General features: G+C 61.7%; 28 protein-coding genes and 2 pseudogenes. 15 read left to right on the top strand and 15 right to left on the bottom strand.

What is annotated here, in order from left to right; genetic code table 11:
* Nucleotide 1 precedes the first annotated feature (1 nt).
* From NKH83_RS10060 to NKH83_RS10070, 3 genes are read left to right on the top strand one after another with little or no spacing between them, the layout of a single operon-like run.
* Entirely contained in the window at nt 2-1,525 is a 1,524-nt protein-coding gene (locus tag NKH83_RS10060) for an ABC transporter ATP-binding protein (RefSeq protein WP_352803716.1), read from the top strand.
* The gene (locus NKH83_RS10065; RefSeq protein ID WP_352803718.1) at nt 1,522-2,622 is read left to right on the top strand and encodes an ABC transporter permease; all 1,101 of its coding nucleotides are present in this window, start codon (nt 1,522-1,524) and stop codon (nt 2,620-2,622) included. Before NKH83_RS10060 ends, NKH83_RS10065 begins: the two co-directional genes overlap by 4 nt.
* On the top strand, nt 2,619-3,530 hold the full coding sequence (locus NKH83_RS10070; RefSeq protein WP_352803721.1) for an ABC transporter permease: 912 nt from the start codon (nt 2,619-2,621) through the stop codon (nt 3,528-3,530). The genes NKH83_RS10065 and NKH83_RS10070 overlap by 4 nt, the downstream gene beginning before the upstream one ends.
* Before the next feature lie 166 nt (nt 3,531-3,696).
* Here NKH83_RS10070 and NKH83_RS10075 read toward each other — a convergent pair whose 3' ends face one another.
* Complete coding sequence (locus NKH83_RS10075; protein WP_352803724.1) at nt 3,697-4,341, bottom strand: hypothetical protein; 645 nt, start codon at nt 4,339-4,341, stop codon at nt 3,697-3,699.
* 123 nt (nt 4,342-4,464) lie between these two features.
* Between NKH83_RS10075 and NKH83_RS10080 the strand changes: the two are divergent.
* Nucleotides 4,465-4,721 (top strand): annotated as a pseudogene (locus NKH83_RS10080) (KUP/HAK/KT family potassium transporter); the annotation flags it as partial.
* 161 nt (nt 4,722-4,882) lie between these two features.
* Nucleotides 4,883-5,077 (top strand): hypothetical protein, encoded by a 195-nt coding sequence (locus NKH83_RS10085; RefSeq protein ID WP_254819356.1) that lies wholly within the window; start codon nt 4,883-4,885, stop codon nt 5,075-5,077.
* A 56-nt stretch (nt 5,078-5,133) separates the two neighbouring features.
* Here the strand turns inward: NKH83_RS10085 and NKH83_RS10090 are convergent, their stop codons facing one another.
* Together NKH83_RS10090 and NKH83_RS10095 are read right to left on the bottom strand one after the other, a co-directional pair.
* Nucleotides 5,134-6,324 carry an MFS transporter gene (locus tag NKH83_RS10090; RefSeq protein ID WP_352803726.1) on the bottom strand — a complete coding sequence of 397 codons (1,191 nt, stop codon included), beginning with the start codon at nt 6,322-6,324 and terminating at the stop codon, nt 5,134-5,136.
* Between the two features lie 78 nt (nt 6,325-6,402).
* Nucleotides 6,403-7,140 carry an MBL fold metallo-hydrolase gene (locus NKH83_RS10095; protein ID WP_352803728.1) on the bottom strand — a complete coding sequence of 246 codons (738 nt, stop codon included), beginning with the start codon at nt 7,138-7,140 and terminating at the stop codon, nt 6,403-6,405.
* A gap of 70 nt (nt 7,141-7,210) precedes the next feature.
* On the opposite strand from NKH83_RS10095, the gene NKH83_RS10100 reads away from it, so the two are divergent.
* Nucleotides 7,211-7,879, top strand: coding sequence for an ArsR/SmtB family transcription factor (locus NKH83_RS10100; RefSeq protein WP_352803731.1), 669 nt, complete (start codon nt 7,211-7,213; stop codon nt 7,877-7,879).
* Between the two features lie 56 nt (nt 7,880-7,935).
* Here the strand turns inward: NKH83_RS10100 and NKH83_RS10105 are convergent, their stop codons facing one another.
* The gene (locus tag NKH83_RS10105) at nt 7,936-8,286 is read right to left on the bottom strand and encodes a hypothetical protein (protein WP_352479357.1); all 351 of its coding nucleotides are present in this window, start codon (nt 8,284-8,286) and stop codon (nt 7,936-7,938) included.
* A gap of 216 nt (nt 8,287-8,502) precedes the next feature.
* Between NKH83_RS10105 and NKH83_RS10110 the strand changes: the two genes are divergently transcribed.
* The 7 genes from NKH83_RS10110 (at nt 8,503) to NKH83_RS10140 (ending at nt 13,590) form a co-directional block, all read left to right on the top strand.
* The gene (locus NKH83_RS10110; RefSeq protein ID WP_352803735.1) at nt 8,503-8,853 is read left to right on the top strand and encodes a hypothetical protein; all 351 of its coding nucleotides are present in this window, start codon (nt 8,503-8,505) and stop codon (nt 8,851-8,853) included.
* Nucleotides 8,854-8,992: 139 nt separating this feature from the next.
* Nucleotides 8,993-10,429 carry a multicopper oxidase family protein gene (locus NKH83_RS10115; protein ID WP_352479359.1) on the top strand — a complete coding sequence of 479 codons (1,437 nt, stop codon included), beginning with the start codon at nt 8,993-8,995 and terminating at the stop codon, nt 10,427-10,429.
* A 28-nt stretch (nt 10,430-10,457) separates the two neighbouring features.
* On the top strand, nt 10,458-10,898 hold the full coding sequence (locus NKH83_RS10120) for a DUF411 domain-containing protein (RefSeq protein ID WP_352691287.1): 441 nt from the start codon (nt 10,458-10,460) through the stop codon (nt 10,896-10,898).
* A gap of 7 nt (nt 10,899-10,905) precedes the next feature.
* Nucleotides 10,906-11,454, top strand: coding sequence for a TlpA family protein disulfide reductase (locus NKH83_RS10125; RefSeq protein ID WP_254819350.1), 549 nt, complete (start codon nt 10,906-10,908; stop codon nt 11,452-11,454).
* On the top strand, nt 11,454-12,206 hold the full coding sequence (locus tag NKH83_RS10130; protein WP_352479361.1) for an SCO family protein: 753 nt from the start codon (nt 11,454-11,456) through the stop codon (nt 12,204-12,206). Before NKH83_RS10125 ends, NKH83_RS10130 begins: the two co-directional genes overlap by 1 nt.
* Before the next feature lie 44 nt (nt 12,207-12,250).
* Nucleotides 12,251-13,039, top strand: coding sequence for a DsbA family protein (locus NKH83_RS10135; protein ID WP_352479362.1), 789 nt, complete (start codon nt 12,251-12,253; stop codon nt 13,037-13,039).
* Nucleotides 13,036-13,590 carry a hypothetical protein gene (locus tag NKH83_RS10140; RefSeq protein ID WP_352479363.1) on the top strand — a complete coding sequence of 185 codons (555 nt, stop codon included), beginning with the start codon at nt 13,036-13,038 and terminating at the stop codon, nt 13,588-13,590. The genes NKH83_RS10135 and NKH83_RS10140 overlap by 4 nt, the downstream gene beginning before the upstream one ends.
* Before the next feature lie 489 nt (nt 13,591-14,079).
* On the opposite strand, the gene NKH83_RS10145 is transcribed toward NKH83_RS10140, so the two are convergent.
* Nucleotides 14,080-14,955, bottom strand: coding sequence for a class I SAM-dependent methyltransferase (locus tag NKH83_RS10145; RefSeq protein ID WP_352479364.1), 876 nt, complete (start codon nt 14,953-14,955; stop codon nt 14,080-14,082).
* Here NKH83_RS10145 and NKH83_RS10150 point away from each other — a divergent pair.
* A complete protein-coding gene (locus NKH83_RS10150; RefSeq protein WP_352479365.1) occupies nt 14,954-15,706 on the top strand; it encodes a TetR/AcrR family transcriptional regulator in 753 nt (250 codons plus the stop codon). The genes NKH83_RS10145 and NKH83_RS10150 overlap by 2 nt on opposite strands.
* A 124-nt stretch (nt 15,707-15,830) precedes the next feature.
* Nucleotides 15,831-16,011, top strand: a pseudogene (locus tag NKH83_RS10155) (multicopper oxidase domain-containing protein); the annotation flags it as partial.
* A 5-nt stretch (nt 16,012-16,016) separates the two neighbouring features.
* On the opposite strand, the gene NKH83_RS10160 reads toward NKH83_RS10155, so the two are convergent.
* The 10 genes from NKH83_RS10160 to NKH83_RS10205 all read right to left on the bottom strand — a co-directional run bounded on the left by NKH83_RS10160 (nt 16,017) and on the right by NKH83_RS10205 (nt 26,194).
* Nucleotides 16,017-16,889 carry a DUF2182 domain-containing protein gene (locus NKH83_RS10160; protein ID WP_352479366.1) on the bottom strand — a complete coding sequence of 291 codons (873 nt, stop codon included), beginning with the start codon at nt 16,887-16,889 and terminating at the stop codon, nt 16,017-16,019.
* Between the two features lie 4 nt (nt 16,890-16,893).
* Complete coding sequence (locus NKH83_RS10165) at nt 16,894-17,532, bottom strand: DUF1326 domain-containing protein (RefSeq protein WP_352479367.1); 639 nt, start codon at nt 17,530-17,532, stop codon at nt 16,894-16,896.
* Nucleotides 17,533-17,886: 354 nt separating this feature from the next.
* On the bottom strand, nt 17,887-18,171 hold the full coding sequence (locus NKH83_RS10170) for a DUF982 domain-containing protein (RefSeq protein WP_352479368.1): 285 nt from the start codon (nt 18,169-18,171) through the stop codon (nt 17,887-17,889).
* Nucleotides 18,172-18,192: 21 nt separating this feature from the next.
* Nucleotides 18,193-18,498, bottom strand: coding sequence for a DUF982 domain-containing protein (locus tag NKH83_RS10175; RefSeq protein WP_352479369.1), 306 nt, complete (start codon nt 18,496-18,498; stop codon nt 18,193-18,195).
* Between the two features lie 1,070 nt (nt 18,499-19,568).
* A complete protein-coding gene (locus NKH83_RS10180) occupies nt 19,569-21,770 on the bottom strand; it encodes a xanthine dehydrogenase family protein molybdopterin-binding subunit (protein WP_352803745.1) in 2,202 nt (733 codons plus the stop codon).
* Between the two features lie 3 nt (nt 21,771-21,773).
* The gene (locus tag NKH83_RS10185) at nt 21,774-22,232 is read right to left on the bottom strand and encodes a (2Fe-2S)-binding protein (RefSeq protein ID WP_352803747.1); all 459 of its coding nucleotides are present in this window, start codon (nt 22,230-22,232) and stop codon (nt 21,774-21,776) included.
* A 347-nt stretch (nt 22,233-22,579) separates the two neighbouring features.
* Entirely contained in the window at nt 22,580-22,801 is a 222-nt protein-coding gene (locus NKH83_RS10190; RefSeq protein WP_352803946.1) for a DUF4917 family protein, read from the bottom strand.
* 618 nt (nt 22,802-23,419) lie between these two features.
* A complete protein-coding gene (locus NKH83_RS10195) occupies nt 23,420-24,835 on the bottom strand; it encodes a mannose-1-phosphate guanylyltransferase/mannose-6-phosphate isomerase (RefSeq protein ID WP_352479100.1) in 1,416 nt (471 codons plus the stop codon).
* 55 nt (nt 24,836-24,890) lie between these two features.
* Nucleotides 24,891-25,094, bottom strand: coding sequence for a hypothetical protein (locus NKH83_RS10200; RefSeq protein ID WP_348633214.1), 204 nt, complete (start codon nt 25,092-25,094; stop codon nt 24,891-24,893).
* Nucleotides 25,095-25,204: 110 nt separating this feature from the next.
* Nucleotides 25,205-26,194, bottom strand: coding sequence for a nodulation protein NodZ (locus NKH83_RS10205; RefSeq protein ID WP_352803750.1), 990 nt, complete (start codon nt 26,192-26,194; stop codon nt 25,205-25,207).
* Nucleotides 26,195-26,279 lie beyond the last annotated feature (85 nt).

Genomic DNA, 26,279 nt, shown 5'->3' on the forward strand with positions numbered 1-26,279 from the left:
CATGACCACCCCGCTCCTGTCGCTGCGCGGCATCTCCAAGAGCTACGGCCAAATCCATGCCAATAGAGACATCGATCTGGATGTGGCTCCGTGCTCGATCCATGCGATCCTCGGGGAAAACGGAGCGGGCAAGTCGACGCTGATGAAGCTGATCTATGGCGTCGAGCAGCCGGACGCCGGAATGGCGACCTGGAATGGGGAACCCCTGGCCCTTGCTTCCCCGGCGGATGCGAGGCGCAAGGGGATCGGCATGGTCTTCCAGCATTTCTCCTTGTTCGAGACGCTGACGGTGGTGGAGAACATCCGGCTGGTCGTGCCCAGGGGCAAATCGGATCTTGCGGATCGCATCCGCATGCTCGGCCGCGAGTTCGGACTCGAAGTCGATCCGCTCGCCCATGTGCACGCGCTCTCTGTCGGAGAGCGGCAGCGGGTGGAAATCATCCGCTGCCTGATGACCGAACCCCAACTCCTGATCCTCGATGAACCGACCTCCGTCCTGCCCCCGCAATCGGTGGACAAGCTATTCGAGACATTGCGGCGGCTGCGCGACCGCGGTGTGTCCATCCTGTTCATCTCGCACAAGCTGGAGGAGATCCGCGCGGTCTGCGACCGCGCGACCATCCTGCGCGGCGGGCGCGTCACCGGCCGCGTGGACCCGCGCGACCACGACGCGCACGACCTTGCCCGGATGATGATCGGCCGCGACATGCCGCAGCCCATGCCGGCGCTTGCGCATTCCGGCGGTGAAAAGCGCCTCGAAATCGTCGGCCTCGACCATCGGCCGGACGATCCCTTCGCCGTGGCGCTTTCCGACGTCAGCCTGACGGTCCGGGCCGGCGAGATCCTCGGGATCGCGGGCATATCGGGCAACGGGCAGAGTGAACTGGCAGCGTTGATTTCAGGCGAAACTGTGCTGCCGCGCGAACAGTCCGACCGTATCTACATGATGGGAAAGGATGTTGGCGCGCTCGACGCGGCCGCCCGCCGCCGACTGGGCTTGGCCTTCGTTCCCGAGGAACGGCTCGGCCGCGGCGCCGTGCCGGAAATGTCGCTCGTCCTCAACAGCCTTCTGACCGCCCATCCGTTCGGCCTGTTGAAACGCGGCCTCGTCGACACGAACCAGGTGAAGGCTTTCACCGAGGACTGCATCCGGCAATACGACGTGCGCACGCCCGGTTCGGAGGCGGAGGCCGGCTCGCTTTCGGGCGGCAATCTGCAAAAATTCATCGTCGGTCGAGAGATCATGCTGTCCCCGCAATTGCTGTTCGTGGCGCAACCCACCTGGGGCGTCGACATCGGCGCCGCGTCCGCCATCCGCCGGCGCCTCGTTGCCCTGCGCAACGAAGGCATGGGTATCCTCGTCATCTCGGAGGAACTGGAGGAACTGTTCGAACTCTGCGATTCGATCCAGGTGATCCATCAAGGCCGGCTGAGCCCGCCGCTGGTGACGCGCGACACGAGACCCGAGGAGATCGGCCGCTACATGATCGGCGCGCATTCGACGGCCAAAAAGGTCCCTGCATGAGCGCTCTGTCCGCGCCGCTCCTTCCTGTTCTCGTTCGCCGGGAGCATGCCTCGCTTCCCGTCAAACTGATCGCCCCGCCCGTCGCGCTCGCCTTGGCGACGCTTCTCAATCTCGTGCTCTACCTCCTTATGGGCCGCGATCCGGTAGCCGTTTTCCACGCGATGCTTCTGGAGCCCTTCCTGTCTTGGGCCTCTTTCTCGGAAGTCCTGCTTAAGACCGCGCCGCTACTGCTGATCGCGCAGGGGCTCGCGATCGGCTTTCGCGCAAAGGTCTTCAACATCGGCGCCGAGGGCCAGTTCATCCTCGGCGCGATCTTCGCATCGGCCATTCCCATCTGGTTCCCAGAGGCAACGGGCCAATGGATCTGGCCCTCCATGCTTGTCATCGGTGCGCTGGGCGGCGCTCTGTGGGCGTCGCTCACGGCCTTCTGGCGCGTGAAGCTCAATGCAAACGAGATTCTCGTATCGCTCATGCTGGCGCTCGTTGCCGCGCAACTGCTCAACTACCTGCTTCTCGGCCCCTGGAAGGACCCAAACGGCTTCAACTTCCCGCAATCGGTGATGTTCCAGTCCGACGCGATGGTGCCGATCCTGATCCCCGGCACCCGCGTCAACGTCTCGCTGCTTATCGCCTGCGCGCTCTCCCTTGCGGCCTGGATCTTCATGCAGAGGAGTTTCGCCGGCTTCAAGCTGCAGGTCGGCGGCCTCGCGCCGCGCGCGGCCGGATATGCCGGCTTCAACGAAGGACGGGCGATCTGGCTTTCCCTGCTCATCGGCGGTTTCGCGGCAGGCCTCGCCGGAGCGGCCGAGGTGGCCGGGCCGCTCGGCCAGCTGCAGCGCTCCATCTCGACCGGCTACGGCTATGCCGCCATCATCGTGGCCTATCTGGGTGGCCTTCACCCGGTCGGTATTACCTTTTCCGCGTTGCTCATGGCGGCCCTCTATATCGGCGGCGATAACGCCATGGTCTCGGCAAATCTGCCGGTCGCTGCGGTCAGGGTTTTCCAGGGCAGCCTGCTGCTCGCCTATCTCGTCGCCATCGCCTTCGTCCGCTACCGGCTCGAATGGCGCCATGCCGCCCACGGAAGCACGTCATGAACGCCGTCGAGTTCATCATCGCCGGGATGTTGGCGGCGGCTACGCCGTTTCTCCTGGCGGCGCTCGGCGAACTGGTGGCCGAGCGGGCCGGCGTCCTCAATCTCGGGGTGGAGGGACTGATGGCCCTCGGCGCCGTCATCGCCTTCATTATCGTCTATCAAGGCGGCGGGCATCTCCTCGGTTTCCTCGCCGCGGGCCTCGCCAGCGCGGCTCTTTCCCTGGTCTTTGCCGTCATCGCGCTGGGATTTCGCGCAAACCAGGTTGCGGTAGGCCTTGCCATAGGCATCCTCGGCCAAGGCCTCTCGGCGCTGTTCGGCAAGAGCTATGAGAGCCTCACGGTTAAGGGGCTTCCGAAGCTTTCATTGCCCGGGCTTTCGGATATCCCGGTGATCGGCGGCTTGTTCGCCCAAGACGTTGTCGTGTGGCTTTCGCTTGCCGCGACCGTCGCCATCTGGGCGACGTTCGCCTACACCAAAACAGGCCTCGTCGTCCGCGCCGTCGGCGAGAACCCCAAGGCGGCCCGTGCGCTCGGCTATCCGGTGATCGCCGTGCGCTTCGCCGCGGTCGCCTTCGGCGGCGCGTTGGCAGGTTTCGCCGGTGCCTACGCATCCGTGGTCTACACTCCGCTCTGGGCCGATGGCATGATCGCAGGGCGCGGCTGGATTGCGATTGCGCTCGTCGTCTTCGGCACTTGGCTTGCCAGCCGTATCTTCCTCGGTGCGTGCCTCTTCGGCGCCGTGTCCCTCGCAAGCCTCGCGGCCCAGGCGACAGGGCTGGACGTTTCCTCGCAACTTCTGTCGAGCTTGCCTTATCTCGTGACCGTGATCGTGCTCGGCATCATCTCTTCGAACCGCCGTCTGCTCAAGCTCAACGGCGTGGCTTCGCTGGGAGAACCTTTCGAACGATAGTGTCGCTTGGTACGGCCCATCAAGGATCCCGTGAAGAATGGTGGATTGCGCCCGCGCTCTGAAGCCATCCAGCGCGCCGACTCGGCCCCGCTCGTCGCCTACGGGCGGCGGCAACCGGCGCACCTTCACAGAATGTCAGCCCCGACTCGAAGCATTCAGGCGTCAGCTAGAAGCGATAACGCACTCCAACAGTATTCGCGTTGGAACCCTCTCCCATGTTTCCAAACGTGCCACCGGCGCCGGATCTGTGATGGAGTTGATAGACAAGCTCGACGTTGGGAGCTTGCCTTAGTCTGAAAGAAAGCTCCGCGCCGATAAAACCAAGGAAGGATGCATCGCCATCGTAATGGATTTCGCGGGCTTGCTCGATCTCGGTGACGCCTGTAACGGCACTGACACCGGCCGTCAGCGCTGGCGCAATCGCCAGATCGCCGATGACAAGGCCCTGGTGGCGAAGCCGCATCCCGGCCCAAAGCTCTCCGGATGTATCGTCGTCCTCGCCAAACCTTATGGCAGCCCCAGTCACACCGCCAAGGACAAAACCGGCGCCAACATCGGCGAAATCACGGCCGTAAGCAGCTCCGATCATGTAATTGTTCGTATAGTCGGCCCCGAAGACGTTGATAGTATCCCCGAAGGACCCGGTCACAAAGACGCCCCCAAAAACATAGACGTCGTTCTTCGTCGGTTGACCGGCAGCGAAAGGATCTTCGGTTGCAAAATAGATGAAGGGAGAACGGTTGTCGGCGAGGGCGGAAGTGAAGGAACCGGTCAGAATCAGCGCAGCCAAAGCCGCTTGCACCCCGCGCATGCACAAGCTCCGAATCAATTCTCAGTTGATCATCATTCCTCCGGTGTTTCCCGTGAAGAAGCAAGTTCCCTGCTCCAGAAATTGGAGGGCTCTACCCCGTTGCTTGACCAAGGTTTTTTCGGGACGCTGACCTTCGGCTATATGGGGCAGCCCAACATCCCCCGCGCGCTGGCGATCTGCCGCAAGAAGGCTGGAAGTTCGACATCACGAGATCCTTCTTCCTGTCGCGGCGCTCGCTCAAGACATCGCCCAATTCCGGCATGCCGGTCTGGCAGGACAAGCTGTTCACCGGGCTGGCGCGCACGGCGGCTGATGCGACTGAATATTGCAAGATTCCGACCGGACGTGTGGTCGAGATCGTAACCCAGGTGGCTGTCTAAGCTTCTGCATATACAGTAGGCGCTGGTCCGACTTGGCACCTGCCCATCCGTCAACCCAACGTGAGCCCACAGGCGCATTGGCTCGCGTCGACATCATATGGATTTATCCAACCCATGCGAGCATACTGCCTGAATGCGTTCCTTTAGCGAGGAACAAGCTGATGCGCGTCGGTACGAGAGGCGTTCCGATCGAATACTACACGCTAAGGATTGCCGAGCCGGCAGGCTCGCAATCTGGTGCTGGAGGCGACCCCAAAGCAGAACACCGCAACGAGATAGCCGACGAGACTGAAGCGCAGATCACGAACGGCCAGGCCGGCAATGATGGCCAGTTGCGCAACACCAATGTACCGTAGGATGAGCGTGAGCGAGTCCGTGAGTGCCATCGGATATCAGGCCGACCCCCGGTCGACTATCTGCGGGAAGGTTGGCGCGAACCTTTGGCGGCCTCCTGCATCGCGATGGCAACAATTGCGCCAGAGACAAACGTCAATGCGGCAATCGATGTTATCGCCCACGAGAGCCCGAAGCGATCGGCGATGAGACCTGCTGAGAGCGCGCCGATCGCGTAGCCGAGATCGCGCCAGAACCGATAGACGCTGAGCGAGCGGGCGCGCCAGCTGGGATGCGAGGCGTCGGAAACGGCAGCGATCAGACTTGGATAGACCATTGCCGTTCCAAGGCCGAGCAGAAGACTGCCGATGAGCCACCATTCGAACCGGCCCGTGGCGGCGGTAAGAAACAGACCGCCGGCCTGGGTCCACATCCCGGCGACGATCAGGCCCTTGCGGCCCCAGCGATCGCTCAAGGGGCCGGTGACGACCTGCAGGATTCCCCATGTTGCGGGATAGACCGCCTTCAGGATGCCGATGCGCTCGATGCCAAGTCCGAAGGACACGAAGAACAATGGGAAAATACCCCAGCTCATGCCGTCGTTGAGGTTGTTGACGAGGCCGGCTTGCGAAGCCGCGAACAGATTGCGATTCCGGAACGAGGTCAGCGCAAACACCTCCCGGAAACTGATCGGCGCGGATTGCGTTGCGTGAGCGGAGGTTTCCAACCGGAGGTGGTCGCGCGTGTCACGGATTAGCAGCACCGACAATACGGTGCCGACGATGGCGTAGCCGATCCCGAGATAGATGGGCACCGGGCGCAGGCCGTATCGCGAAGCGAGATAGCCCGTGAGGAATGCCGTTACGCCGACGGCGAGATAGCCGGCAAACTCATTGAGGCCGACTGCAAGGCCACGTGATTTCGGACCGACGAGATCGACCTTCATGACCACAGTCATCGACCAGGCCAGTCCTTGATTGATGCCGAGCAGTGCATTGGCCGCAATCACCCATCCCCAGCTCGGAGCCCAGATGATCATGAACGGAACCGGCAAGCCGACAAGCCAGCCGAGGACGAGAACGCGCTTGCGCCCCCAGCTATCGGCGAGTTGGCCGGAGACGAGATTGGCAAGCGCCTTGACCACGCCGAAGCTTACGATGAAGGAGACGACAAGTGTCGTTGACGTGATGCCGAACTCTTCCGATCCGATGAGCGGCACGACCGTTCGCTCGATCCCGACCATGCCGCCGACAAAAGCATTCACCAGCATCAGGAGAGCAAACTGCCGCCAGTTTTCCCTAAGCCCAAGTCTGACAGTCGAGCCTGCTGACCGCGAAACGCCCATCGGTCAGGCCGCGGCGACCGACCCGGCATTGGTGGCTCGGTTGCGCGCCGCATCCGGCGGTGGGAGTGGTATGTCGGCGACCATCGTGGCGACGAAGGTGCCCTCGTCCTCAATGCGGAATGCTTTGTTGAAGCGCTTCTCGAAGCCAATCGTCGATGTCGGCTTGCCGCTGAGCGAGCGCCCGTAGACCGAGCCGGAATATGCGCCGGGCAGCACCTCGACGTGATCGGGCAGTTGCTTGAGACGGCGCACGCTGGAAAACAGCGTCCGCGCGCCGGCCTTGGCGTCGGTTGCCAGTTCGGTTCGCCCGAGATCGCCAACCATCAGCGTGTGGCCTGTCAGCACGAACCACGGCTCGCTCGCGCGTGTCCGATCGGTGACCATGAGCGAAATGTGCTCCGGCGTATGCCCGGGCGTGTGCATGACGGCCATCGTCACATTGCCGAGTTCGAGCACGTCACCGTCCTTGGCGCGCAGAAACGGGAACCCGGCCTCCGCGCCTTCGAAGAGCAGGTATTCCGCGCCGGACGCTGCAGCGAGCGCCCGCCCGACGGAAATGTGGTCGGCATGGATGTGCGTGTCGACCACATAGAGGATGCGCATGCCCGTCGCCTCGGCGACCCTAAGGTAAGGCGCAATGTCACCGACCGGATCGACCACCGCAGCGGCCGATTTTCCACCACATCCGAACAGGTAGGATGCGGCGACGGGATCGGAATGGAGGAATTGACGGAGGATCATGGCTTGCGCTCCCTACCTCGCCTGCGGTAATATTCAATTATTCTGCTGAATGTTTCACCGAGGAACAGTCGTGTCAAGCATTGGACCAAAACAGGCGATTTTCGCCAGCCTTGCCGAGGTGGCTCAGGCGCTCGGGCATGCGCACCGGCTGGAATTGCTGGAGCACCTCGCACAGGGTGAACGCAGCGTCGAAGGACTGGCGGCTCGGGCCGGCCTCAACTTTGCCAACGCCTCGCGCCACCTTCAAATCCTTCGACGCGCGCGACTTGTCGAGGCCGAGCGGCAGGGCAAGCATATGCTCTATCGCCTTGCAGGAGATGTTCTGGTGGTTGAATTAATGAAGGCTCTGGGGCGCGTGGGTGAGCGGAACGTCGCCGAGGTCAACCGCGTCATGACCGACTATTTCCAGGCTCGCGACGCCTTGGAGGCTGTGTCGCGTGAAGAGCTTGTCTCAAGGTTGCGTGATGGCCTTGTCACGGTTCTCGATGTCCGGTCGGAGGACGAGTTCGCGCTCGGACATCTACCGGGAGCGCTCAACATCCCGTTCGCTGAACTTGAAAACCGGCTGGCGGAACTTCCCGCGAACCGGGAGGTCATTGCCTATTGCCGCGGCCCTTATTGCGTTCTCTCGTTCGAGGCTGTCGCGGCATTGCGGGCGCGAGGGTATGTCGCTCACCGGCTCGAGGACGGGTATCCCGATTGGAAGGCCGCAGGCCTACCAATTGAGGCAGCGGCCTGAGTGGTCCCGCAGCCAAAAGTCTTCGGTCGAACAACATGACGCCACCAGTTCCGCGATCACCGCTGCTCGAGCTGAAGGACTATTCGGCCGAGTCCGTGTTTCAGGTTGAAAGCATGCTTCGCGAGGCGCGGCGGCAAAAAGACCTGTCGCCGGAACGCATGCCTTCTGTGTGTGTCCTTGATCCGGACGGCGACATAGTGCGCCGGTTGCGCAAAGAAGGCCGCGCCCGCCCATCGTCGGGCTGGGCCTGCTATCATACCGTCCTTCACGAGTTCGAACTGGATGGCCAGACGCTTGGCATCATTTGGCTGTGCGGTCGGCTCCTCCTTCGCCGTGCCGGTCGCCGAGCAGCTTTTCGCGTCGGGGTGCCGCCTGCTGATCAGCATCACCTCGGCCGGCCAGATCACGGTGCTTGGACCACCGCCCTATTTCGTGCTGATCGACCGGGCCCTTCGCGATGAAGGAACTAGCCATCATTCGTTCCGCACGCTGAATTCACCGAAGCCAATCCGGAGCTTATCGCGTAAGTCTTGATGTCGCAGCATCGGGGACTTGCAAAAGCTGCATTTTGCGGCCAGCCTAGGCGGATGATGGCCCGGCTGTCGCCAAAGCATCTCCTCGTCATGCTAATAGCGGTCTTCCTGACCGCCGGGTTCAGCCTGTCTGCCGCTCAGGCCAGCGTCATGTCGGCCAAGATGGCGGACGCTATGGCGATGTCCACCGGTGCCAGCACAGGCACTTTGGCCGGTGCTTCCATGAACGGCGACTGCAGGGCGTGCCTCAAAGACATCGGCGACAGTGGCAACCCGATGCATTGTCCGCCGACCTGCATCGCACCGGTGCTGACGGTGCTGCCGCAAGACCTCGCGGTGACGGCAGTTCTCCACGTGCAGCAGCCATCGACGCAAGCTGCCCCGTTCCTGCAGGGACGAAGTTCCCTACCCGACCCATACCCTCCCCGACTCAGCGCTTGACGCCGTTTCAGCCGTGACGCGGCTGATTCCCGGCGCCTGATCGCCTGTGTTGCGCATCGTTGCGCGCGCGGGCGCATACAGCATTCCAGTTCGATGCCGAGTGGCTCGCCATCGATCGAGATCGCAAAGGGCAAGCAGGGTGAAATACGATTTCAGTCATTCGATATCGCGCCGCGGGTTTTTTGCGGCCGCGGCGGGCGCTGCCGTGTCCTGCTCGCTGCGTCCTGCACGCGCCTCGACCGAGGACGAGCGCAGGATCAAGGCCGGCCCGGGCCAGGCGCTGCTCAATGGCGCCGACGGTCCGTCTACCGCAGTCTGGACCTATAGCGGCACCACCCCCGGCCCAACATTGCGCCTGCGGCAGGGCCAGCCGGTCCGCATCACTGTCGAGAACGGACTAGACGAAGACACGACCGTCCATTGGCATGGCATCCGTTTGCCGAACGCCATGGACGGCGTGCCGGGCCTGACCCAGAGGCCGATCGGACCGGGCGAGAACTTCGTCTATGAGTTCACGCCGCCAGATGCCGGCACCTTCTGGTACCATTCGCATGCCGACAGCCTGGTGCAGATCGGCCGTGGACTCGCCGGCCCGCTGATCGTTGAGGAACGTGAACCCGTCGCCGCCGACCGCGATCTCCTCTGGCTGCTGCAGGACTGGCGGCTCACCAGCGACGGCCAGATCGCCGGCGGCTTCGGCAGCATGATGGATGCGTCGATGTCGGGCCGCGTCGGCAATGCCGTCACCATCAATGGCGCGGCGCCGGCCGACCTGAGCGTGACGGCAGGTGAGCGCGTCAGACTGCGGCTCACCAATGCCTGCCTTGCCCGCATGGTGGCGCTGCGCTTCGAGGGTCACCGTCCGGTGATCGTCGCGGTCGACGGCCAGCCCTGCGACCCGCATGAACCGGAAGACGGCCGCCTGGTGCTGGCACCGGCCATGCGCATCGACATTATGCTCGACATGCAGGGTGGTCCCGGCAGCAGGCACGCGGTGGTCGACGACTTCTATGACGGCCTCGTCTACACGCTGACAACGCTTGCCTATGACAAGGCGCCGCCGCTGCGCCACCATCTTCTCGATGCTCCGCGTCGCCTGCCCGCCAATCCGCTGCCGGCCCCCGACCTGGCCAAGGCTGAACAGCATGAGATCGTCCTGCAAGGCGGCATGATGGGCGGCGGCAAGCTGGCCGGCGTCGGCGGCATGATGGGCATGGCGATGCCCGGCATGAACGGCGCCGCCGCCTGGGCAATCAACGGCATGTCGATGACTGGCGATGGCCATGCCGGCATGGCGCCGCAGTTTACGCTCAAACGCGGCGTGACTTGCCACCTCACTGTGCGCAACGAAACCGCCTGGTGGCACCCCATGCACGTTCACGGCTTCAGCCTGTCGGTGCTTTCGCGCAACGGCTTGCCGGTACCGCACCGGCAATGGCAGGACACGGTGCTGCTCGCCCCCAAGGACACAATCGAATGCGCCTTCGTTGCCGACAATCCCGGTGACTGGATGCTGCACTGCCATGTCGCCGATCACCAGATGGCCGGCCTGATGACAGTGTTCCGCGTGACCTGAAAGTTTTATCCAACCAAGGAGAACTGCAATGAAACTGACCTACCGCCTTGCCGCACTGTCCCTGCTGATCGCAACGCCGCTGCCCGCCTTCGCCGCAACGATCAACGCCGTCATGTACAAGAACCCGCAATGCAGCTGCTGTGAATCCTACGCCAACTATCTTGAGCACAATGGCTTCAAGGTCGATATCAAGCCGGTCAACAATCTCTCTCAAATCAGCAGCGATGCCGGCGTGCCGGCGGACCTTGAGGGCTGCCATACACTGATTGTCGACGGCTATGTCGTCGACGGCCTTGTGCCAGTCGAAATCGTCAAGAAGCTGTTGACCGAGCGGCCAGCCATTAGCGGCATCACGCTGGCCGGCATGCCGGCAGGCGCGCCCGGCATGGGCGGCGAGAAGTCCGAGACCTGGACGATCTACGCCTTCACCAAGGACGGCAAGGCGCCGACCGTCTATGCGACCGAGTGAGCGCACCGTGATCAAGTGCAAATGGGCTATCTTCCTTGTCTGCTCGCTGCTGGCGTTTCCGCCGCCCTCCGTGGCAGCGGGGGCATCTGAGAACTTCACACTGCTCGATACGCCCGCCGCCGTGCCGGAAATCAGCTTCGAGGACGGCACCGGCAAGCCGAAAACGCTCGCCGATTTCTCCGGTAAGGTGGTTCTGCTCAACATCTGGGCGACATGGTGCGCGCCCTGCCGCAAGGAAATGCCGACGCTTGATCGGCTGCAGGCCAAGCTCGGCGGACCGGATTTCGAGGTCGTCGCGCTGTCGATGGACCGGAAGGGTCCCGACGCCGTGAAGAAATTCTTCGCCGAGACCGGCGTTACACACCTTGCGCTGAACATCGATACCTCAGCCAAAGTCATGTTCACGCTCGGCGCGGTGGGCCTGCCGATGACCGTGCTTATCAACCGCGACGGCAAGGAGATCGGCCGGCTGATCGGGCCGGCTGAATGGGATTCTCCCGACATGGTCGATTTCATCCGCAGCCGTATTGCCGCTAGCCCGAAAGGAAAAGGCTGATGCTTGCCAGAAACCGGGACGAGCCGGCGGTTCGGGACGTTTCATCCGCCTGGAACGAATGGAGGCGTCTGTTGTGCGGCCTGATCGTCTTCACCGCGCTGATCGCCGGCTTCACGCATGGAGCGCCGGCGCATTCAATGGACGAAGTCGACGCCATGCTGCAGAACGACGAGAAATATTTCCAGCAGATCGACAGCCCAACGCCCGATTTCACGCTGCGCACCGCCGACGGTCGCATCGTGCGGCCGGCCGACCTCATCGGCAAGGTCGTCGTCCTCCATTTCATCTACACATCGTGCCCGGACGTCTGCCCGCTGCATGCCGAGAAGATCGCCGAGATCCAGAAGATGGTGAATAGCACGCCGATGAAGGATCAGGTCACCTTCGTGACGATCACCACCGATCCCACAAAGGACAAGCCCGATGTGCTCAATGCCTATGGACCGGCGCATGGGCTCGACCCTGTCAACTGGCTGTTCCTGACCACTGCCCCGGGCCAGCCGGAGGATATGACCCGCAATCTGGCGGAAGCCTTCGGTCACAAATTCAGCCTGGCCAATGATGGCTACCAGATGCACGGGATCGTCACGCATGTGATCGACAAGGAGGGCCGCTGGCGGGCGAATTTCCACGGCCTGAACTTCGCGCCCGTCAATCTCGTCACCTTCGTCAACGCGCTCACCAACAATGTCGAGCGCACGCACCACGAACGGGACGAAGGCTGGCTGGCAAAATTGAAGAGCCTCTTTTGACGGAGAGGCACCGACATTCTCGACGACAAGAAAGGGAGACGCGCATGTTCACCAAGCCAAGAGATGCAGCCAGGTATTGCAGCGGCATCGCCCGCGCCCTGCTCTTTGCCGGCCTGACAGGATGGTTCCTGCTCAATCCTGGCTTTCAAGCCATACAGGCGAATGCTGCAGGCGAAATGTCCCAGGATCAGTTCGACCAGCGGATACACGACTATATCCTGGCGCATCCGGAGGTTCTCGTGCAGGCGCTGAAAAGCCTGGACCAGCGCCAGCGTGAAGCAGATGCAGCCCAGGCCAGGCAGGTGCTCAAGGCGCGCGCGGACGACATCTTCCGTGACAAGCAAAGTCCAGTCGGCGGCAACGCCGAGGGCAACGTTACCCTGGTCGAGTTCTTCGACTATAATTGCCCCTATTGCAGGCAGATGGCGCCGGTCATGGAACAGGCTGCGGCCGACGATCCGCAACTCAGGATCGTCTACAAGGAATTCCCCATCCTCGGCCCAGATTCGGTGTTCGCGGCCAAGGCGGCGCTCGCCGCCGACAAGCAGGGCAAATACACAGCGTTTCACAAGGCGCTCTATGGGTCCAAGACAAGGGTGACCGAGGCGGCCGTCCTCAAGATCGCCGCCGAGGCCGGGCTGGACGTCGAGCGCATGAAGGGCGATATGCGGCAGCCGGACATCCAGGCGCTGATCGACCGCAACATGGAACTGGCCCAGGCGCTGAGAATAACGGGAACGCCGGGATTTATCGCCGGCGACCAGATTTTTCCCGGCGCCACCGATCTTGCGACGCTGAAGAAGCTCATCGAGCAGGCGAGGAGCGGCAAATGACAAGGACCCCAAACCGACGCACCGTCATTCTCGGCGTCTTCGGCGCCGCCGCGGCTGCAGGCTTTCTCGCACCGGATTTGGCAATCGCTGCCGACGATCCCGAATTGACCAAACGGTTCAAAGATCTTAGCGAGAGCGGCAACAGCACCTGCTCGGCCAAGTTTACCGAGTCGATCGCGACCATGCCCGCGATGGCGCGCATCAAGGGCTCGTGCTGCAGCCCGATGGAATTGAAACGCTATCGCGAGCAGGTAAATGGGCTTACCCAATATCGCGCCATCCCGATGATCCCCAGCGACCCGTACGACATACCGGCGGCGACCGCGCAGCAGATGCTGCCTTACTACGATCTGAAGCTCACCGGGGACGAGCAGAAGGCCTACGATTACGCGATGGCCAATTCCGAGGAGAAGGGCCCCTGCTGCTGCCCGTGCTGGCGCTGGAGAGTGTATGGCGGACTGGCGAAATACCTGATCCACGAACACGGCTTTGACGGCAGGCAAATTGTGAATGTATGGGACCTGTCCGACGGCTGCGGCGGGGGAATGTAGAATTGCCGGAGTATGCATCTTTCCCCGTTCTGTAACCGGAATCACCGTTGTCTTGGCGGAGGTTGCCGGCGACTTAACTTAGCTTGCACTCGCCAATCGTGGGCGGCGAACTCAGCCTTCGCGCTAGAGGATCATTTCCATGATGGATGGGTCAGAGGGCATGTGGTTGATGGGTGGGATTGGCCTCATCTGGATCCTGGTGTTGGTCGCCCTCGTGCTCGCGATCGCGGCGCTCGTCAAATATCTACAACGCTGACCGATTGAAGCGCCGAGACGTTGGCCGCCGCGGCGGGCTTCGGCCGAGATCAGCATCGACATGCGGATCAGGGGCTTGCCGTCACGACCCACGTCGACGACCCTGCCACGAGTCGGCAAGGCCGGCGCTCAGTTCGCACGACCCGCCAGACTGCTACGCCTTCGAGGCCCGGGCTCCATGTCGCGTGACTTTTCGGGGCGACGCTTAAGTCTGGCGGCTGTTGCATGCCTCGGTCACGCTGATCGGACCTTGTCCGTCGTCGCGCGAACATAGTTCAGGTTCTTGGTTCCGACGGCGCCGATGTCGCCGACCTTGAATCCGCTCTCGGTCAACAACGAGGCGATCCCATTCATGTCCACGTGACCATGTCGATGAAGTCTCGGCAATCTGGACTTGCGTACCGGCCTGCCGAAATCGATAAGCAACAGCCGGCCAGTGGGCTTCAAGACGCGTGCTGCCTCGCGGACGAAGGCCGATCGAACGGGCTTCGACAGATGATGCAGCATCAGTGTGCCGATCACAATGTCGAACCGTGCGTCCTTGAAGGGAAGCTTCTGCGCCGTCCCGTTGACGAAAGTCAGATCGAGGCCAGACCTTTTGGCCTTGGCGCGCGCCCTCTCGATCATTTCAGCCGATGCATCGACGCCTGTGACGCTTCCATCAGAACCCACTAGCCGCTTCGCGGCAATCGCAAGGGTTCCCGTTCCGCAGGCGACATCAAGCACCGCTTCGCCGGGCCGGAGCTTCGCCAAGCGAAGCATGTGCTCGCGAAACCGCCCCTCGCAGCCGAAGGTCAGAACGCGCGCAAGCCAGTCATAGCCCGCCGCCCGGTGCAGGACGATGCCGATCCCCCTGTCGCTCGTGCTGTGCGTGCCTTTTCCGCCGAGGCCTATGCGAGAAAGGAAGCCCCACAGCAATACGATCGCGATTGCTGCTAGGATAAGGCCGTGGAATGCCGCCACCCAGGCGCCGGCGCCGATGTAGCCCATGCCAAAATTGGCCACAAAGAGGAAGCCGGCGACGAGCGACAGTTTGGCAAGCAGGGCCATCGCGATCACGCCCTTGCGCGAATGCCGTCCGTTGCCGGCGCGGTGACCAGATAAGTGCATGTCGGCGACCTTCCGTTGCGGCCTGTCCAATATACGATTTGAGCTTCTGGACTTGGCGTATCATACTGGACACAATGTCCAGCATGAGATTCCGGACACCAGACCTTTGAATGTCCAGAAGCAGGCGCCGAACGTGGCGATGACCATAAAAATCGACCGGACGAGCGACTCAAATACCATCGATCGCCGCGTCGCGCGGACGCGCGCGCTGCTGCAGGATGCGCTTATTGCCCTGATCCCGGAGCACGCATATGCGGCCATCACGGTCGACGACATTTGCCAGAGAGCAAATGTCGGCAGGTCGACCTTCTATACCCACTACGCAGACAAGGATGCTCTACGCAGCGCGACCATCGAGGCGCATCTGGGGTCGCTAAGCCGTGGGCGCATGTCGGCAAGTCAGGAGATTGGTACTCGCCTGTTTGCATTTAGCCTTCCCATGTTCGAACACGCACTTGCGTTCCGGTCGCTTCACCACGCGCTGCTTGCGAGCAGCGGCGACACGATCCATGACGAATTGCGCGAGCGTATCCGCCGCGCTGTCCGAGCAGAACTTGTCGAAAAGCGGGTCGGTGGAGGTGGAGTGCCCGTCGAATTCGCCGTCCAGTTCATCGCCGGCGCATTTCTTGCGGTCCTCACCTGGTGGGTCGCCACCGACACGAGCCTTTCACCGGCGCAAGCGGATGATCTGTTCCAGGGAATGGCGGGAAACGGTGTCGGCGCCTGGGATATATCAGGCTCCGATTCGTAAAACGGGATTGGCCTTGGCGGCGGCAGACGTGGCGCCTGATAGCGGCCGCGAGGAGTACTTACTTATCGGGCTGGACTTGCCGAAGTGCCGATGGCGAGAAGCTCCACTCCAGCGGCTCGCGCCAGAGACGATCCGCGTGAAGGTCGGCGAGACCCTGAAAGTGCGTTTCATCGGCACCGACAACGGCTTCATCCACCCATGCACATCCATGGCGGACCCTTCGAGGTGGTCGCCCGCGACGGAGAGACGATTTCCCTTCGGCCCGCTTCCTTGCCGACGCCGTTAACGTCGGGCCGAGCCGTCGTCGGCGCTACCCTGCCATCCATGGCATCGCCACCGCGCCGCTCGCCACCGCGATACCGAGCACGAGCAACGCGATCCCCACCGTCGCCTCGAAGCGGTGGCCGCGCGGCAACAGCTTCTCGACGAAGACGACCAGCGTCAAAAGCAGCATCCAGGCGAGGCTCATGACACCGGCCGCGACCAGAACGGCACACAGCGCCCAGCAGCAGCCGAGGCAGTACAGGCCGTGCCGCAGCCCCATGCGAAGGGCGCCGATCCGCCCGTCGCGCCAGTGCTCGGCAATGAAGGCCAGTGGCGAGCGGCAGTGCCCGAGGCAGATGTGCTTGGCCGCCGTGAACTGGTAGAGCCCAGCCGCTGCGAGCGTCGCGCCGAGCGCGAGCGGCGCCCAACGCGAACGCTGAGGCGGATCGAAGCTCATCGCGATATCGCTGCCGAGCTGGACCAGCGCATACACTAGAAAGCCGGCTCCAGCCCAGACGAGGATATAGCCGGCGACGAAGATCCAGGTCGGAACTGCAAGGCGGCGTTCGCGCCTTGACTGTGCCGACGCGAACATGAAGATCATCGGCATAGCAGCAGGCAGCATCATCGCCGCCATCATCACGGTCCATACCGCGAGAAACACGGCGGCGTTGCCGATCGACCAAGGCTCGGCGGCGATGCCGCCCATCGCCATGCCGGCCATACCCTCCACGCCTCCAATCCGTCCGCGCACGGCAATGCCCATCGGCATGTTCATGCTGAGGGTTTGGTAGAGCGTCACCGCCCAGGCTGCCGCCGTCAGGAGGGCGAGGGAAGCAAGCAGGCCGAGTGGCACGCCGCCCTGCCTTCTGACAAGCGGCGGCAAGGAGAACCGGCCGATGGCGCGTGGGTCTGCCACCGCCTTAGCTCGGGCCGGTCCACTCGAACGGTATGTGCTTGCTCGAGCGGGCAGTGCCCGTCCAGTCGAGGCCGAAGCCCTTGGTGCTGACCTCGACGGAACGGCCCCAGGTGGCAACCTGGCCGGGACCGACCTCGGAGCCCGGTGGGTTGATCGTCTGCACGCGTTTGCCGGGTGGGGTAGTCGGCCCCGAAAGCGCTTCCGCACGCCCGACGACGCGGCCAGGGATCTCGACCCGCCAGGTGGCGAGGTCGCCCGCCACCTCGAAGGCGATCGGCACAAACTCCATGCCGCGCATTTCGCCAATGTTGGCGGCAAAGCCCGCCGGCCAGCCGCCGGCCTGCCCGCCGAAGATGGTCTGCAGCGCCTCGCGCTGCTTCTCGTTGGCCTTCTCATCAAGGTACATGCCCATGACGGCCTTTGCCTCGCCGGCCCAGAGATTGCCTTCGAACTCTCCGAGCGCCACCAGCGTCAGGCCGTCGAGCTTCACGTCGCCGTATTGGCCCTCACGCACGTGCCAGGCGAGCACGCCCTGGCAGTGATTGCCGGTCGGCCGCTGTGCAAATTCGCAAGGACAAGGGATGTCGCAGCTGCAGATGTCGAACCAGTCGCCTGCGAGCCGCCATCGAGGAACTGCGTTCATGGCTCTTACTCCCGAGAACTGATGGGGCAAGATTACTCCATCGGCGCTCGCGGCGCCACGTCTTACCTAGGCGGGGTAATGGGCCGCTAAGCGGGCGGCTCACTTTGCTACGGCGCTTGGGTGGCGCGCTCCGCTCGCGGGTTGCTTGGCGGTCCGTTACCCCATCTAGTCAGCGAAACAGGCGCAACGTCTGACAGCTTGTGACCTTAACCTTGCTCACCGCCCAACCCAGTGGAGTGCGGTGCACATAGAAACCGCCAGCAAACTCTGCCGGCGCATCGACGCGCGCGTTTTCGCACGGCGCACCTTTTGGGCGGCGGCCCGATGGCCACCGCCTCTGAAACCGCCCGCGGATCAAGCTTGCAGAACCTGCCCGGTAGTGGTGACCGGCGGCATCATTCCGTCTTCGACCAGGATGTCTTTCTTCCTGGCGAACTGCACGAGAACGCCGCGCGCCGTCTCCGCGTCGATCTCGCCGGCCAATGCGGCTTTACAGGCGCGGATCGCAGCCCTTTGTTCAGGGCTGTTCCCGCACCAGTCGGTGACGAACTGGTAGGCATCCACGACCGAATTCAGCTGCCTCGGGAATCCGAGTCCGACCCAGACGCGAACGGGCTTTTCGAAGGGCTGAGAAAGCATGATTTCCTCCCTCCGAAACGGTCAGGCGGCAACGCCGCCCGTCTCGCCCGACTTTGCGGCTGCCACCCAAGGCATCGCCGTTGCGACGTCCTCGAGGATCTTCACGGAGCGGGCAAAGCCGGCGAACGCATCCCGCGCGACTTTTAACGGTATGAGACCGTCGTAGGCGCGGTGACACGCGCGCTTTGCCGTTTCGTAGATCACGCCTCGCCGATGCTTCGGCCATTCGTCGAGAAAATCGAAAGCATCCTCAAGACAGGCGATCTCTTGAATGAGACCTTCCGCGGCTCTCACGAACACGGGACTCTCAAATGTTCTCTCGCTCATCGAAACCTCCAATCTTTGAACGATTTCAGGTGGTTGAGGATGGTCGCCCCAGCAATCGGCAGCAACCTGCGGAAAATATGTGAAGGCCGATTTTCGACGTCAAGACCGCATGAAGCCGGTGCACTATCAGACAAAAGTCGTCCGTTACGACGGACACGGTGAGTGCTACTCAGGCGACGGCCCGCTCGGTCCAGCCGGTGGGTTGAACGAACGTCACTCGCTTGGTCTATGGCACACGCTCACCCTCTGCGCAGAACGCGGACGAGATCGGCCTCTTCTCCTGTCCTATTTTCACGCCGCAGCCGCCCTTTTGCCGCACTGGGCAGTCCGACCCGTGGAGAAGTGGATCCGGATCAAGCCGTGCAAGACAGACAAAAGCAAGGTGTCCAGCCAGCCGGTTGTGGTCGAATTGCCGCCGCTGCCGGAGCTCGAGGCCGAGCTTTCCTGCGCACCGGCGGGCAATGGCAGCAGGAGCCAATGGTGGGCCCGGAGGGTATTCAGAAAGCCATAAAAATCAATTGGTAAGAGATCAGTGGGACTTCAGAGCATTCAAATCTTTTCCAATGTTTTTCAATGTTGTTGTCCCACTCAGAAGTGCCTCAGTCCACCAAGCCAACGCACTGAACGCCTCACTCGGAAGGGAGGTTTGCGCAAGGCGAAAGGAAGATCGCGTCGGTGTGCAGCCTTCCTGAGAAGGGTCGCGGTAGCGCCAACTGCTGACGCTCAGCGCGAAGACATCAATGTCCTGTTATGGGGCCGTCAGAGGACCGGCCGCTTCTCGCGCCCAGAAAGCGATAGCAGACATGCAACTAGGTGGTACAAAGTCTCTAGCGTGACCCTTTCGAGACATTTGCGTGCGGCGTTTGCGTCTCGAAAGCGGTTCTTTAGTGCTACCAGCACCAACGACCGTCTGCGGTCGTTCAGAACACGGGTTACCGTCTTTAAACCGGATATTGGACCGGGCAGCCGCCGGAAATTGATCGAATGGAGGTGATCGCCTGTCAGGAGGCGTTCAAAAACGACCTACGACCGCGATCTTCATCCGGCCGTTTTCATGGTGTCATTCCCGGCTATGCTGACAAGTTCTTTATGATCGGCAGCTTGCGGATCGTCTTGCCCGTCGCCGCCCGTAGCGCGTTGGCGACGGCCGGGCCGATCGGCGGCACACCCGGCTCGCCAACGCCCGTGGGCGGCTCGTCGGACGGCACAATGTGCACCTCGACGCGCGGCATCTGCTCGATCCTGAGCGGCATATAGGTGTCGTAGTTCTCTTGGTCTACGACACCGCCCGTCAGGGTCAGCTCCTCCTGGAGGATCGCGCCTAGCCCGAAGCCGATACCGCCCTCCATCTGAGCGCGGATCTGATCAGGATTTATCGCGGTGCCGCAATCTACCGCGCAGACGACGCGGTCGACTTTGAAATCATTTCCATCGTTGAAGGTGATCTCCACCACCTCGGCGACATAGGTCGAGAGGCTTTCATGCAGGGCCACGCCGCGGAAATGGCCTTCCGGCAGAGGCTTGTCCCAGCCTGCCTTCTCAGCAGCCAATTTCAGCACGCCGGCATGCCGTGAATGGTGACCGAGCATCGACAAGCGGAAGTCGACCGGATCACGGTTCGCAGCGGCGGCGAGCTCATCAATCAGGGTTTCCATTGCGTAAGCGGTGTGGGTGGAGCCTACCGAACGCCACCACAGCACTGGGATGTTCACGTCCGTGGTGGTCAGCTCGACCTTCAGGTTCGGGATCGCATAGGGCAGGTTGGTGGCGCCCTCCACGGAGGTCGGATCGATGCCGTTCTCGATCATCGCCGCAAAGGGCGAACCGCCCGCGATCGATTGGCCCACGATGTGGTCATGGAGAGCGACGACATTGCCTTCCTTGTCGAGCCCCGCCTTGACTGCGTGCACATAGGCCGGCCGGTACCGCCCACCCCGCATGTCGTTCTCGCGGGTCCACTGCACCTTCACTGGCTTGCCGGGTCCCAGTGCACGCGCTGTGGAAACAGCTTCGATAATGAGATCTGCGTCGGAGACCGCTCGGCGGCCGAAGCTGCCGCCGGTCTTCATCACGTGCAGCCTCACCTTGTCCGGCGTGGTGCCGCCTACTTGAGCGGCAGCCGCCTGATAAAGGTCGGGCATCTGGTGTCCGCCCCAGACGTCGATGGTGCCGTCTTCGTTGATTCGGGCGGCCGCGTTGAGTGGCTCGATCGAAGCATGGACAAGATAGGGGAATTCGTAGTGCCCTTGGATGACTTTCTCAGCACTGGCCAACGCTGCGGGAGTGTTACCGTCGTCGCGCGCGGTGGCCGCGCCCGGATCGTCTGCTGCCTTATTGTATTCGGCCATGATCTCGGCCGTGCCGCGCCTTTCGGCCTTCTCTTCGTTCCAGGTCACCTCCACGAGATCGCGGCCCTTGAGCGCCGTCCACATGTCCCTGCCGACCACGGCAATGCCGCGCGGCGTCTGGACGACATCGACAATGCCGTCGAGTGCCTTGGCCTTGGAGGCGTCGAAGCTCTCGATCTCAGCGCCGAACTTCGGCGGATGGATCATAACGGCCGTATTGAGTCCATCCATCTTGAGGTCGATCGTGTAGGTCTGCGCGCCATTGGTCTTGCCGGCGGAATCGTAGCGCTTGAGGCTGTCCGATCCGATCTGGGCCCACTTGTCGCGCGGCTTTAGCGGCACGTCGTCGGGAACCGGCATTCCCGCTGCGGCTTCAGCCAGGTCACCGAAGCGCGCCTGCATCCCTGAGGCGTGCGACACGACCCCGGAAGCCACTGTGATCTCGCCGGCTGGCACGTCCCACCGCTGCGCCGCGGCCGCCACCAGCATGGCCCGTGCGGCAGCACCCGCCTTGCGGTAGCGCTCCCACGACGAGCTCATCGACGTGGAGCCACCGGTTCCCTGCGCGGCCCCGCCCCAGGCGAGATTGCCGTAGAGCGCGGTATTGCCATATCCGCCGACCACGTGGACCTGCGCCCAGGCGCCGTCGAGCTCTTCCATAACCAGGGTGGCGATGCCGAAATAGGAGCCTTGTCCCATCTCGAACTGCGACGAGTGGATGACGATTCGGTTCTCCGGTGTGATCTCGACATAGGTTTGGAAGGGGTTCGCCTGGACCGCTGCAGGCGTCGTTTGTGCGTTGGCGGGCGCGGCCATCATTAGCCGGTAGCCCACGGCGAGGCCCGCGGTGGTGACGGCCGTGCCGAGGAGGAACTGGCGGCGCGTGGGCCCCACGGCATTATGCTTCGGGAGAAACTGCAACATGCCTCAAGTCTCCAGCCGGTTGGCGGTCTCGTGGATGGCCGCGCGGATGCGATGATAGGTGGCGCAGCGGCAGAGATTGCCGCTCATCGCCGAATCAATATCATCGTCCGTCGGCTTCGGCGCCTCTGTCAGGAGGGCCACGGCCGACATGATCTGGCCAGACTGGCAATAGCCGCATTGAGGTACGTCGAACTCGGCCCACACGGCCTGGACCGTTTCGCCGATCTTGCCCGACACGCCCTCAATGGTGGTGATCGAGGCTCCTTCGATGTCGCCGACTGCGGTCTGGCACGAGCGCGTCGGCATGCCGTTAACGTGAACCGTGCAAGCGCCGCACTGGGCAAGGCCGCAACCGAATTTCGTTCCTGTGAGTCCGATGCCGTCACGGATCGCCCAGAGCAGCGGCATCTCTGGATCGACGTCGAGTGTTCGCGCCTCGCCATTGAGGGTAAAAGCGACCATGGCTTGCTCTCCTTGTCCTGAGCTGGCTATCTCGTTGCGCCTCCGCCCGGCTAGGAACCGGACTCTTCTTGCTGAGGCATAGCGACCACAGACTAGGATCGCGCAGCTCGAGCAACAAGCCGCTAGCTGGCAATCGCGAGATCGTGAAGTGGCTCGTGTCGAAAGGCTGGAGGCAACTGAATGTCATTTTTGGGCCGACCGGCCGGTCAGTTTCCGGCTCGATGACCTGGTTGGCAGTCATTCCGCTTCTAAGCCTAAACCCCAGACATGAACTGTAGCAGCATCATAAAAGACGACATCAAGCGGCGGTTTTTCGTTGCGCTGTACCGCTAGCTCGTTCGCGTGGTTCATGATCCGCTGGTTATCCGCGGATGCTGGTTCACCATAGATGCCAGAAACTTGCCACGCGCTATGCGGTTAAGGATGTGGTCGTCATTCGTAGCGAGCGAATGGCCGAAAATGAAGAAGCAATGGCTGGCGGTCTTCACATTCGCGGTGAACTGCTTGAAGCCTTGGTACAGGTAGGCATTGTGACGGATCTTCGCCTTCTTCTGGGCGCTGGTGGGCAGATGAAGGGCGGCTTAGGGTCATGATTTCCCGCTGCAATGACCGATGAGTCACAGACGCTGCATTTCGCGCTAGACCGCAACTGCGGTATTCTCGATCATACGCTCAGCCATCCTATTCGCACCTCGTTGCCGCCGTTCGCCGCACCTATCGATCGGAGGCCTTCCAGCCTCGCGATAGCCGCGCTATGTGGCTGCACACAACCTGACGACGAACAGGAGCAAGATTGGACATAGAAGCCAGCACAAGATCGCCCTCCCCCGGTCCTTGCTCGTTTTCATGCGAAAACAATCGAACTGAGTGCTGCGGGGATAGCGAGGTCGATTTGGCCCACTTCAGAGCGAAGTCGGCCATAAGCCATTGATATAATTTTGGTGGGCCCTGAGGGTGCTTGGAAAGTCAGAAATATCAAAGGCTATTCGACAGTGGGACTGTGTTGCGTTACTATGCTCTCCGGTCTTTTCCGGTTGATTTGTCCCACCCTGATGCCGATTGCGGTCATTCGCCGCTGCCTTGGTCAATTCCCGATTCCACAAGCATCCGGTCCTGAGTGGGCAGACGGCCTTCCTAGTGGTAATTAGTCAGCGACACGTTGACCGTTCTCGTCATGCGGGTGAAATCTACGTTCGACCATATACGTCGTCGAAGCGAACGATATCATCCTCGCCGAGATAATCGCCGCTCTGCACTTCAATGATCACCAGGTCAATTCTGCCTGGGTTCTCCAGCCGATGCTTGTGGCCGCAGGGGATGTAGGCTGATTGGTTTGTCGCCAGGAACAACTCCTGCTCGCCATTGACGATTTTCGCGGAGCCGCTGACCACGACCCAGTGCTCCGAACGATGATAGTGCATCTGCAGGCTCAGCCGCCGACCGGGCTTCACCTCGATGCGTTTGATCTTGAAGCGCTCGCCTTCCTCAAGAACCGTGTAGGTACCCCACGGCCGGTGTACCGTGCTATGGACCAGGTGAGCTTCATGTCCTGAAGCCTTGAGGCCCTCGAACAGCTTCTTGACGTCCTGAACGCGGTCGCGGGATGCGACAAGCAAAGCGTCCGGGGAATCGACGATCACCAGATCGCTGACACCGACCGTGCCGATGACGCGCTTGTCGGAGCTCACATAGCTGCCGGTCGTGTCGACCATATGCACATCGCCGCGTATCCTGTTCCCGCTTTCGTCGGGGGCGATCAAATCGGCCATTGCGTTCCAGGATCCGATGTCGTTCCAATCCATGTCGCAGGCAACCACGGCAAGTTTGTTCGTCTTCTCCATGACAGCGTGGTCGAGCGAGATTCGCGGGGCGGAGCCGAAATGCTCAGGCGCGAGTTCGATTTTGGCAAAGCCTTCGCCTTGACTGAAGCGCCCGTTCTCGTAGCTGTCGGAGGCGGCCTGGATCACCGCGGGGCAATGCGATGCCATCTCGTCGAGCATGGTTTGTGCGCTAAAGCAGAAAATGCCGGCGTTCCAGAAGAAGCGCTTGGACGCGACATAGGCTTTGGCTGTGTCCAGATCCGGTTTTTCAACGAAACGGACGACTTTCTCACCATCCGCTTCGATATAGCCGAATGCCGTGTCCGGTCTGGTTGGGGTGATGCCCAATGTGGCGATCCGCCCGAGCTTCGCATGTTCGATGGCCCGGCACATGACGTCTAAAAATGCAGGCAGGTTGCCAACCATGTGATCGGCTGGGAAGACGCATAGAATCGCGTCAGGGCCTTGCGTTGCCTTGGCATGGATGGCGGCTGCCGCAACGGCTGCGGCCGTATCCCGGCCTTCAGGCTCGAGCAGAAAGGTGCGTGGCAGGACCACGGAATCTAGTTCGTCGAACTCGTCCTTGGTAAGGAAGAGGTGTTCCCCAGATGTCACGGCGACGAGTTCCACTACGCCCTTTATCGAACCGACGCGCAGCACAGTGTGCTGAATGAGAGAATGTCCATCTGCTACTTTAAGGAAAGGTTTGGGGTGCGATTGCCTCGAAGCGGGCCATAGCCGCGATCCGGCTCCACCGCTGATGATGACGGGAACCACTTTCATTAAACAACCTCGATTTCGTCTCTGGACGTCATTGCCCGCGCCCTTAGCGTCAGCGTCACGACCGCCGTCGCTCTAGGATGGTCTTGCGGCGCTCCGAGTAACAGCGAAGTTCTGGCGCGTTGCCGGACGGCCGCAGATGAATGATCTCGTCATTCTGTATTCGTGCCCTAAGGCCGTTGGTTTCATCGACGTCGGCAACAGTCCCGAATGGAGCCAAGAACTGCTGCAGTGTGTCCGGATCCTCAAGCCTGCGGATCAAGCTGAGCAGCTGCGGGACATTTAGCGTATGCCATGGCCCGCCTCTCGTGGATTGCGGTCGATGTCTCTATGCCTGTTCGTTCCATTTGCCGAATTGCCCAGGTAGCGGTCTTAATCAAGATGAGAGATTCTTTGGCTGCCTTCTATCAAAATCAAACGACTTGGGTCCTTCAGATCGAACTCAATTACCCGCGGTACGAAAAGGCGTGCATATCGTGTAAAGGCGCTCGTCGGAGGAAACCGAACTACAGTATCGCAGCGCCCGAGAAGATACATCTCAACGAGGGCGGAAATTGCGCCGTCCATCCCAAGTGCTGCAGTGTGTAAGGGGCCGTCTTGATCGGATCGGAAATGCTTGGGGACGGTGAGAAGATCGGGAAACTTGGCCGACAGATGATCCAGGATTTGCGCGCTGTCCGTGCACAAGAACAGCCGCACAGGCTTGGGGTGCGGCAACGCTTTAGCCTTATCAACCGCAGCGCACACTTGTCGAACGGCGAACTCCGGATCGGCCCAGTAGGGCGCATGGTCCATGATGTCTTCACCGTTACCATGTCGAACATGAACCCCGATGATGCTGTGCCCCTCAAAACATTCTTGGTAAATGGCATCTATGCGTGTTTGAATTTCAGACCGAGGCTTGACACTCTGGAAGACCTGCCGCTCGGCATCCTCATCGCAGCGCCACATCAAGCAAGCGTCACACACTATTGTGTTCGCTTCGACATCGTGTTCGGCCTGAAAGAGCTCGCCCAACTCGTCGCGCTCTTGGAAAATCTGCTCATCTGGGCGGTAAAGGCAGTCGATCGCTGGCCTATTCCACCACTCCGGGAAGAATGGACCCGGGAAGGAAAAGTCGTTGATCCGGTCGTCGCAAATAGCCGGTACGCCAGCGATGTCATTGATCGGTTGGAAGAACACCGGAAAGGCATTTGTGAAGGGTTGGTCGAGATAGCAGGACCCGCGCCAGTCGACGGCTAGCGTTCGTCCCGACCGCTGAGCGTAGCGCCAAGCGGCCGCCAGCGACCACAGACAATCACCGAACCCCGTACGCCTCTGAGAGACGACGAACCTGCGCTTTACCAATCCACTGACCTGCATTTTCGGAAATCTCGTTTCAGAGACGAGGTTGCATCTGACTTGGGATCTCTTAATCGATACTAGTCGACCGTTACGCCGGGCGATT

Origin of the sequence: Mesorhizobium sp. M0909 (assembly GCF_040319515.1) — a bacterium.
GTDB lineage: Bacteria > Pseudomonadota > Alphaproteobacteria > Rhizobiales > Rhizobiaceae > Mesorhizobium.

Bases quoted from the DNA above. Each gene is read 5' to 3' on its own strand.
- NKH83_RS10110 (WP_352803735.1), top strand. From the start codon at position 8,503: ATGCTAATAGCGGTCTTCCTGACCGCCGGGTTCAGCCTGTCTGCCGCT.
- NKH83_RS10120 (WP_352691287.1), top strand. From the start codon at position 10,458: ATGAAACTGACCTACCGCCTTGCCGCACTGTCCCTGCTGATCGCAACG.
- NKH83_RS10145 (WP_352479364.1), bottom strand. From the start codon at position 14,955: ATGCACTTATCTGGTCACCGCGCCGGCAACGGACGGCATTCGCGCAAG.
- NKH83_RS10135 (WP_352479362.1), top strand. From the start codon at position 12,251: ATGTTCACCAAGCCAAGAGATGCAGCCAGGTATTGCAGCGGCATCGCC.
- NKH83_RS10175 (WP_352479369.1), bottom strand. From the start codon at position 18,498: ATGAGCGAGAGAACATTTGAGAGTCCCGTGTTCGTGAGAGCCGCGGAA.
- NKH83_RS10150 (WP_352479365.1), top strand. From the start codon at position 14,954: ATGTCGGCGACCTTCCGTTGCGGCCTGTCCAATATACGATTTGAGCTT.
- NKH83_RS10195 (WP_352479100.1), bottom strand. From the start codon at position 24,835: ATGAAAGTGGTTCCCGTCATCATCAGCGGTGGAGCCGGATCGCGGCTA.
- NKH83_RS10070 (WP_352803721.1), top strand. From the start codon at position 2,619: ATGAACGCCGTCGAGTTCATCATCGCCGGGATGTTGGCGGCGGCTACG.
- NKH83_RS10095 (WP_352803728.1), bottom strand. From the start codon at position 7,140: ATGATCCTCCGTCAATTCCTCCATTCCGATCCCGTCGCCGCATCCTAC.
- NKH83_RS10085 (WP_254819356.1), top strand. From the start codon at position 4,883: ATGCGCGTCGGTACGAGAGGCGTTCCGATCGAATACTACACGCTAAGG.
- NKH83_RS10065 (WP_352803718.1), top strand. From the start codon at position 1,522: ATGAGCGCTCTGTCCGCGCCGCTCCTTCCTGTTCTCGTTCGCCGGGAG.
- NKH83_RS10165 (WP_352479367.1), bottom strand. From the start codon at position 17,532: ATGAACGCAGTTCCTCGATGGCGGCTCGCAGGCGACTGGTTCGACATC.
- NKH83_RS10185 (WP_352803747.1), bottom strand. From the start codon at position 22,232: ATGGTCGCTTTTACCCTCAATGGCGAGGCGCGAACACTCGACGTCGAT.
- NKH83_RS10170 (WP_352479368.1), bottom strand. From the start codon at position 18,171: ATGCTTTCTCAGCCCTTCGAAAAGCCCGTTCGCGTCTGGGTCGGACTC.
- NKH83_RS10180 (WP_352803745.1), bottom strand. From the start codon at position 21,770: ATGTTGCAGTTTCTCCCGAAGCATAATGCCGTGGGGCCCACGCGCCGC.
- NKH83_RS10130 (WP_352479361.1), top strand. From the start codon at position 11,454: ATGCTTGCCAGAAACCGGGACGAGCCGGCGGTTCGGGACGTTTCATCC.
- NKH83_RS10075 (WP_352803724.1), bottom strand. From the start codon at position 4,341: ATGCGCGGGGTGCAAGCGGCTTTGGCTGCGCTGATTCTGACCGGTTCC.
- NKH83_RS10140 (WP_352479363.1), top strand. From the start codon at position 13,036: ATGACAAGGACCCCAAACCGACGCACCGTCATTCTCGGCGTCTTCGGC.
- NKH83_RS10090 (WP_352803726.1), bottom strand. From the start codon at position 6,324: ATGCTGGTGAATGCTTTTGTCGGCGGCATGGTCGGGATCGAGCGAACG.
- NKH83_RS10060 (WP_352803716.1), top strand. From the start codon at position 2: ATGACCACCCCGCTCCTGTCGCTGCGCGGCATCTCCAAGAGCTACGGC.
- NKH83_RS10205 (WP_352803750.1), bottom strand. From the start codon at position 26,194: ATGCAGGTCAGTGGATTGGTAAAGCGCAGGTTCGTCGTCTCTCAGAGG.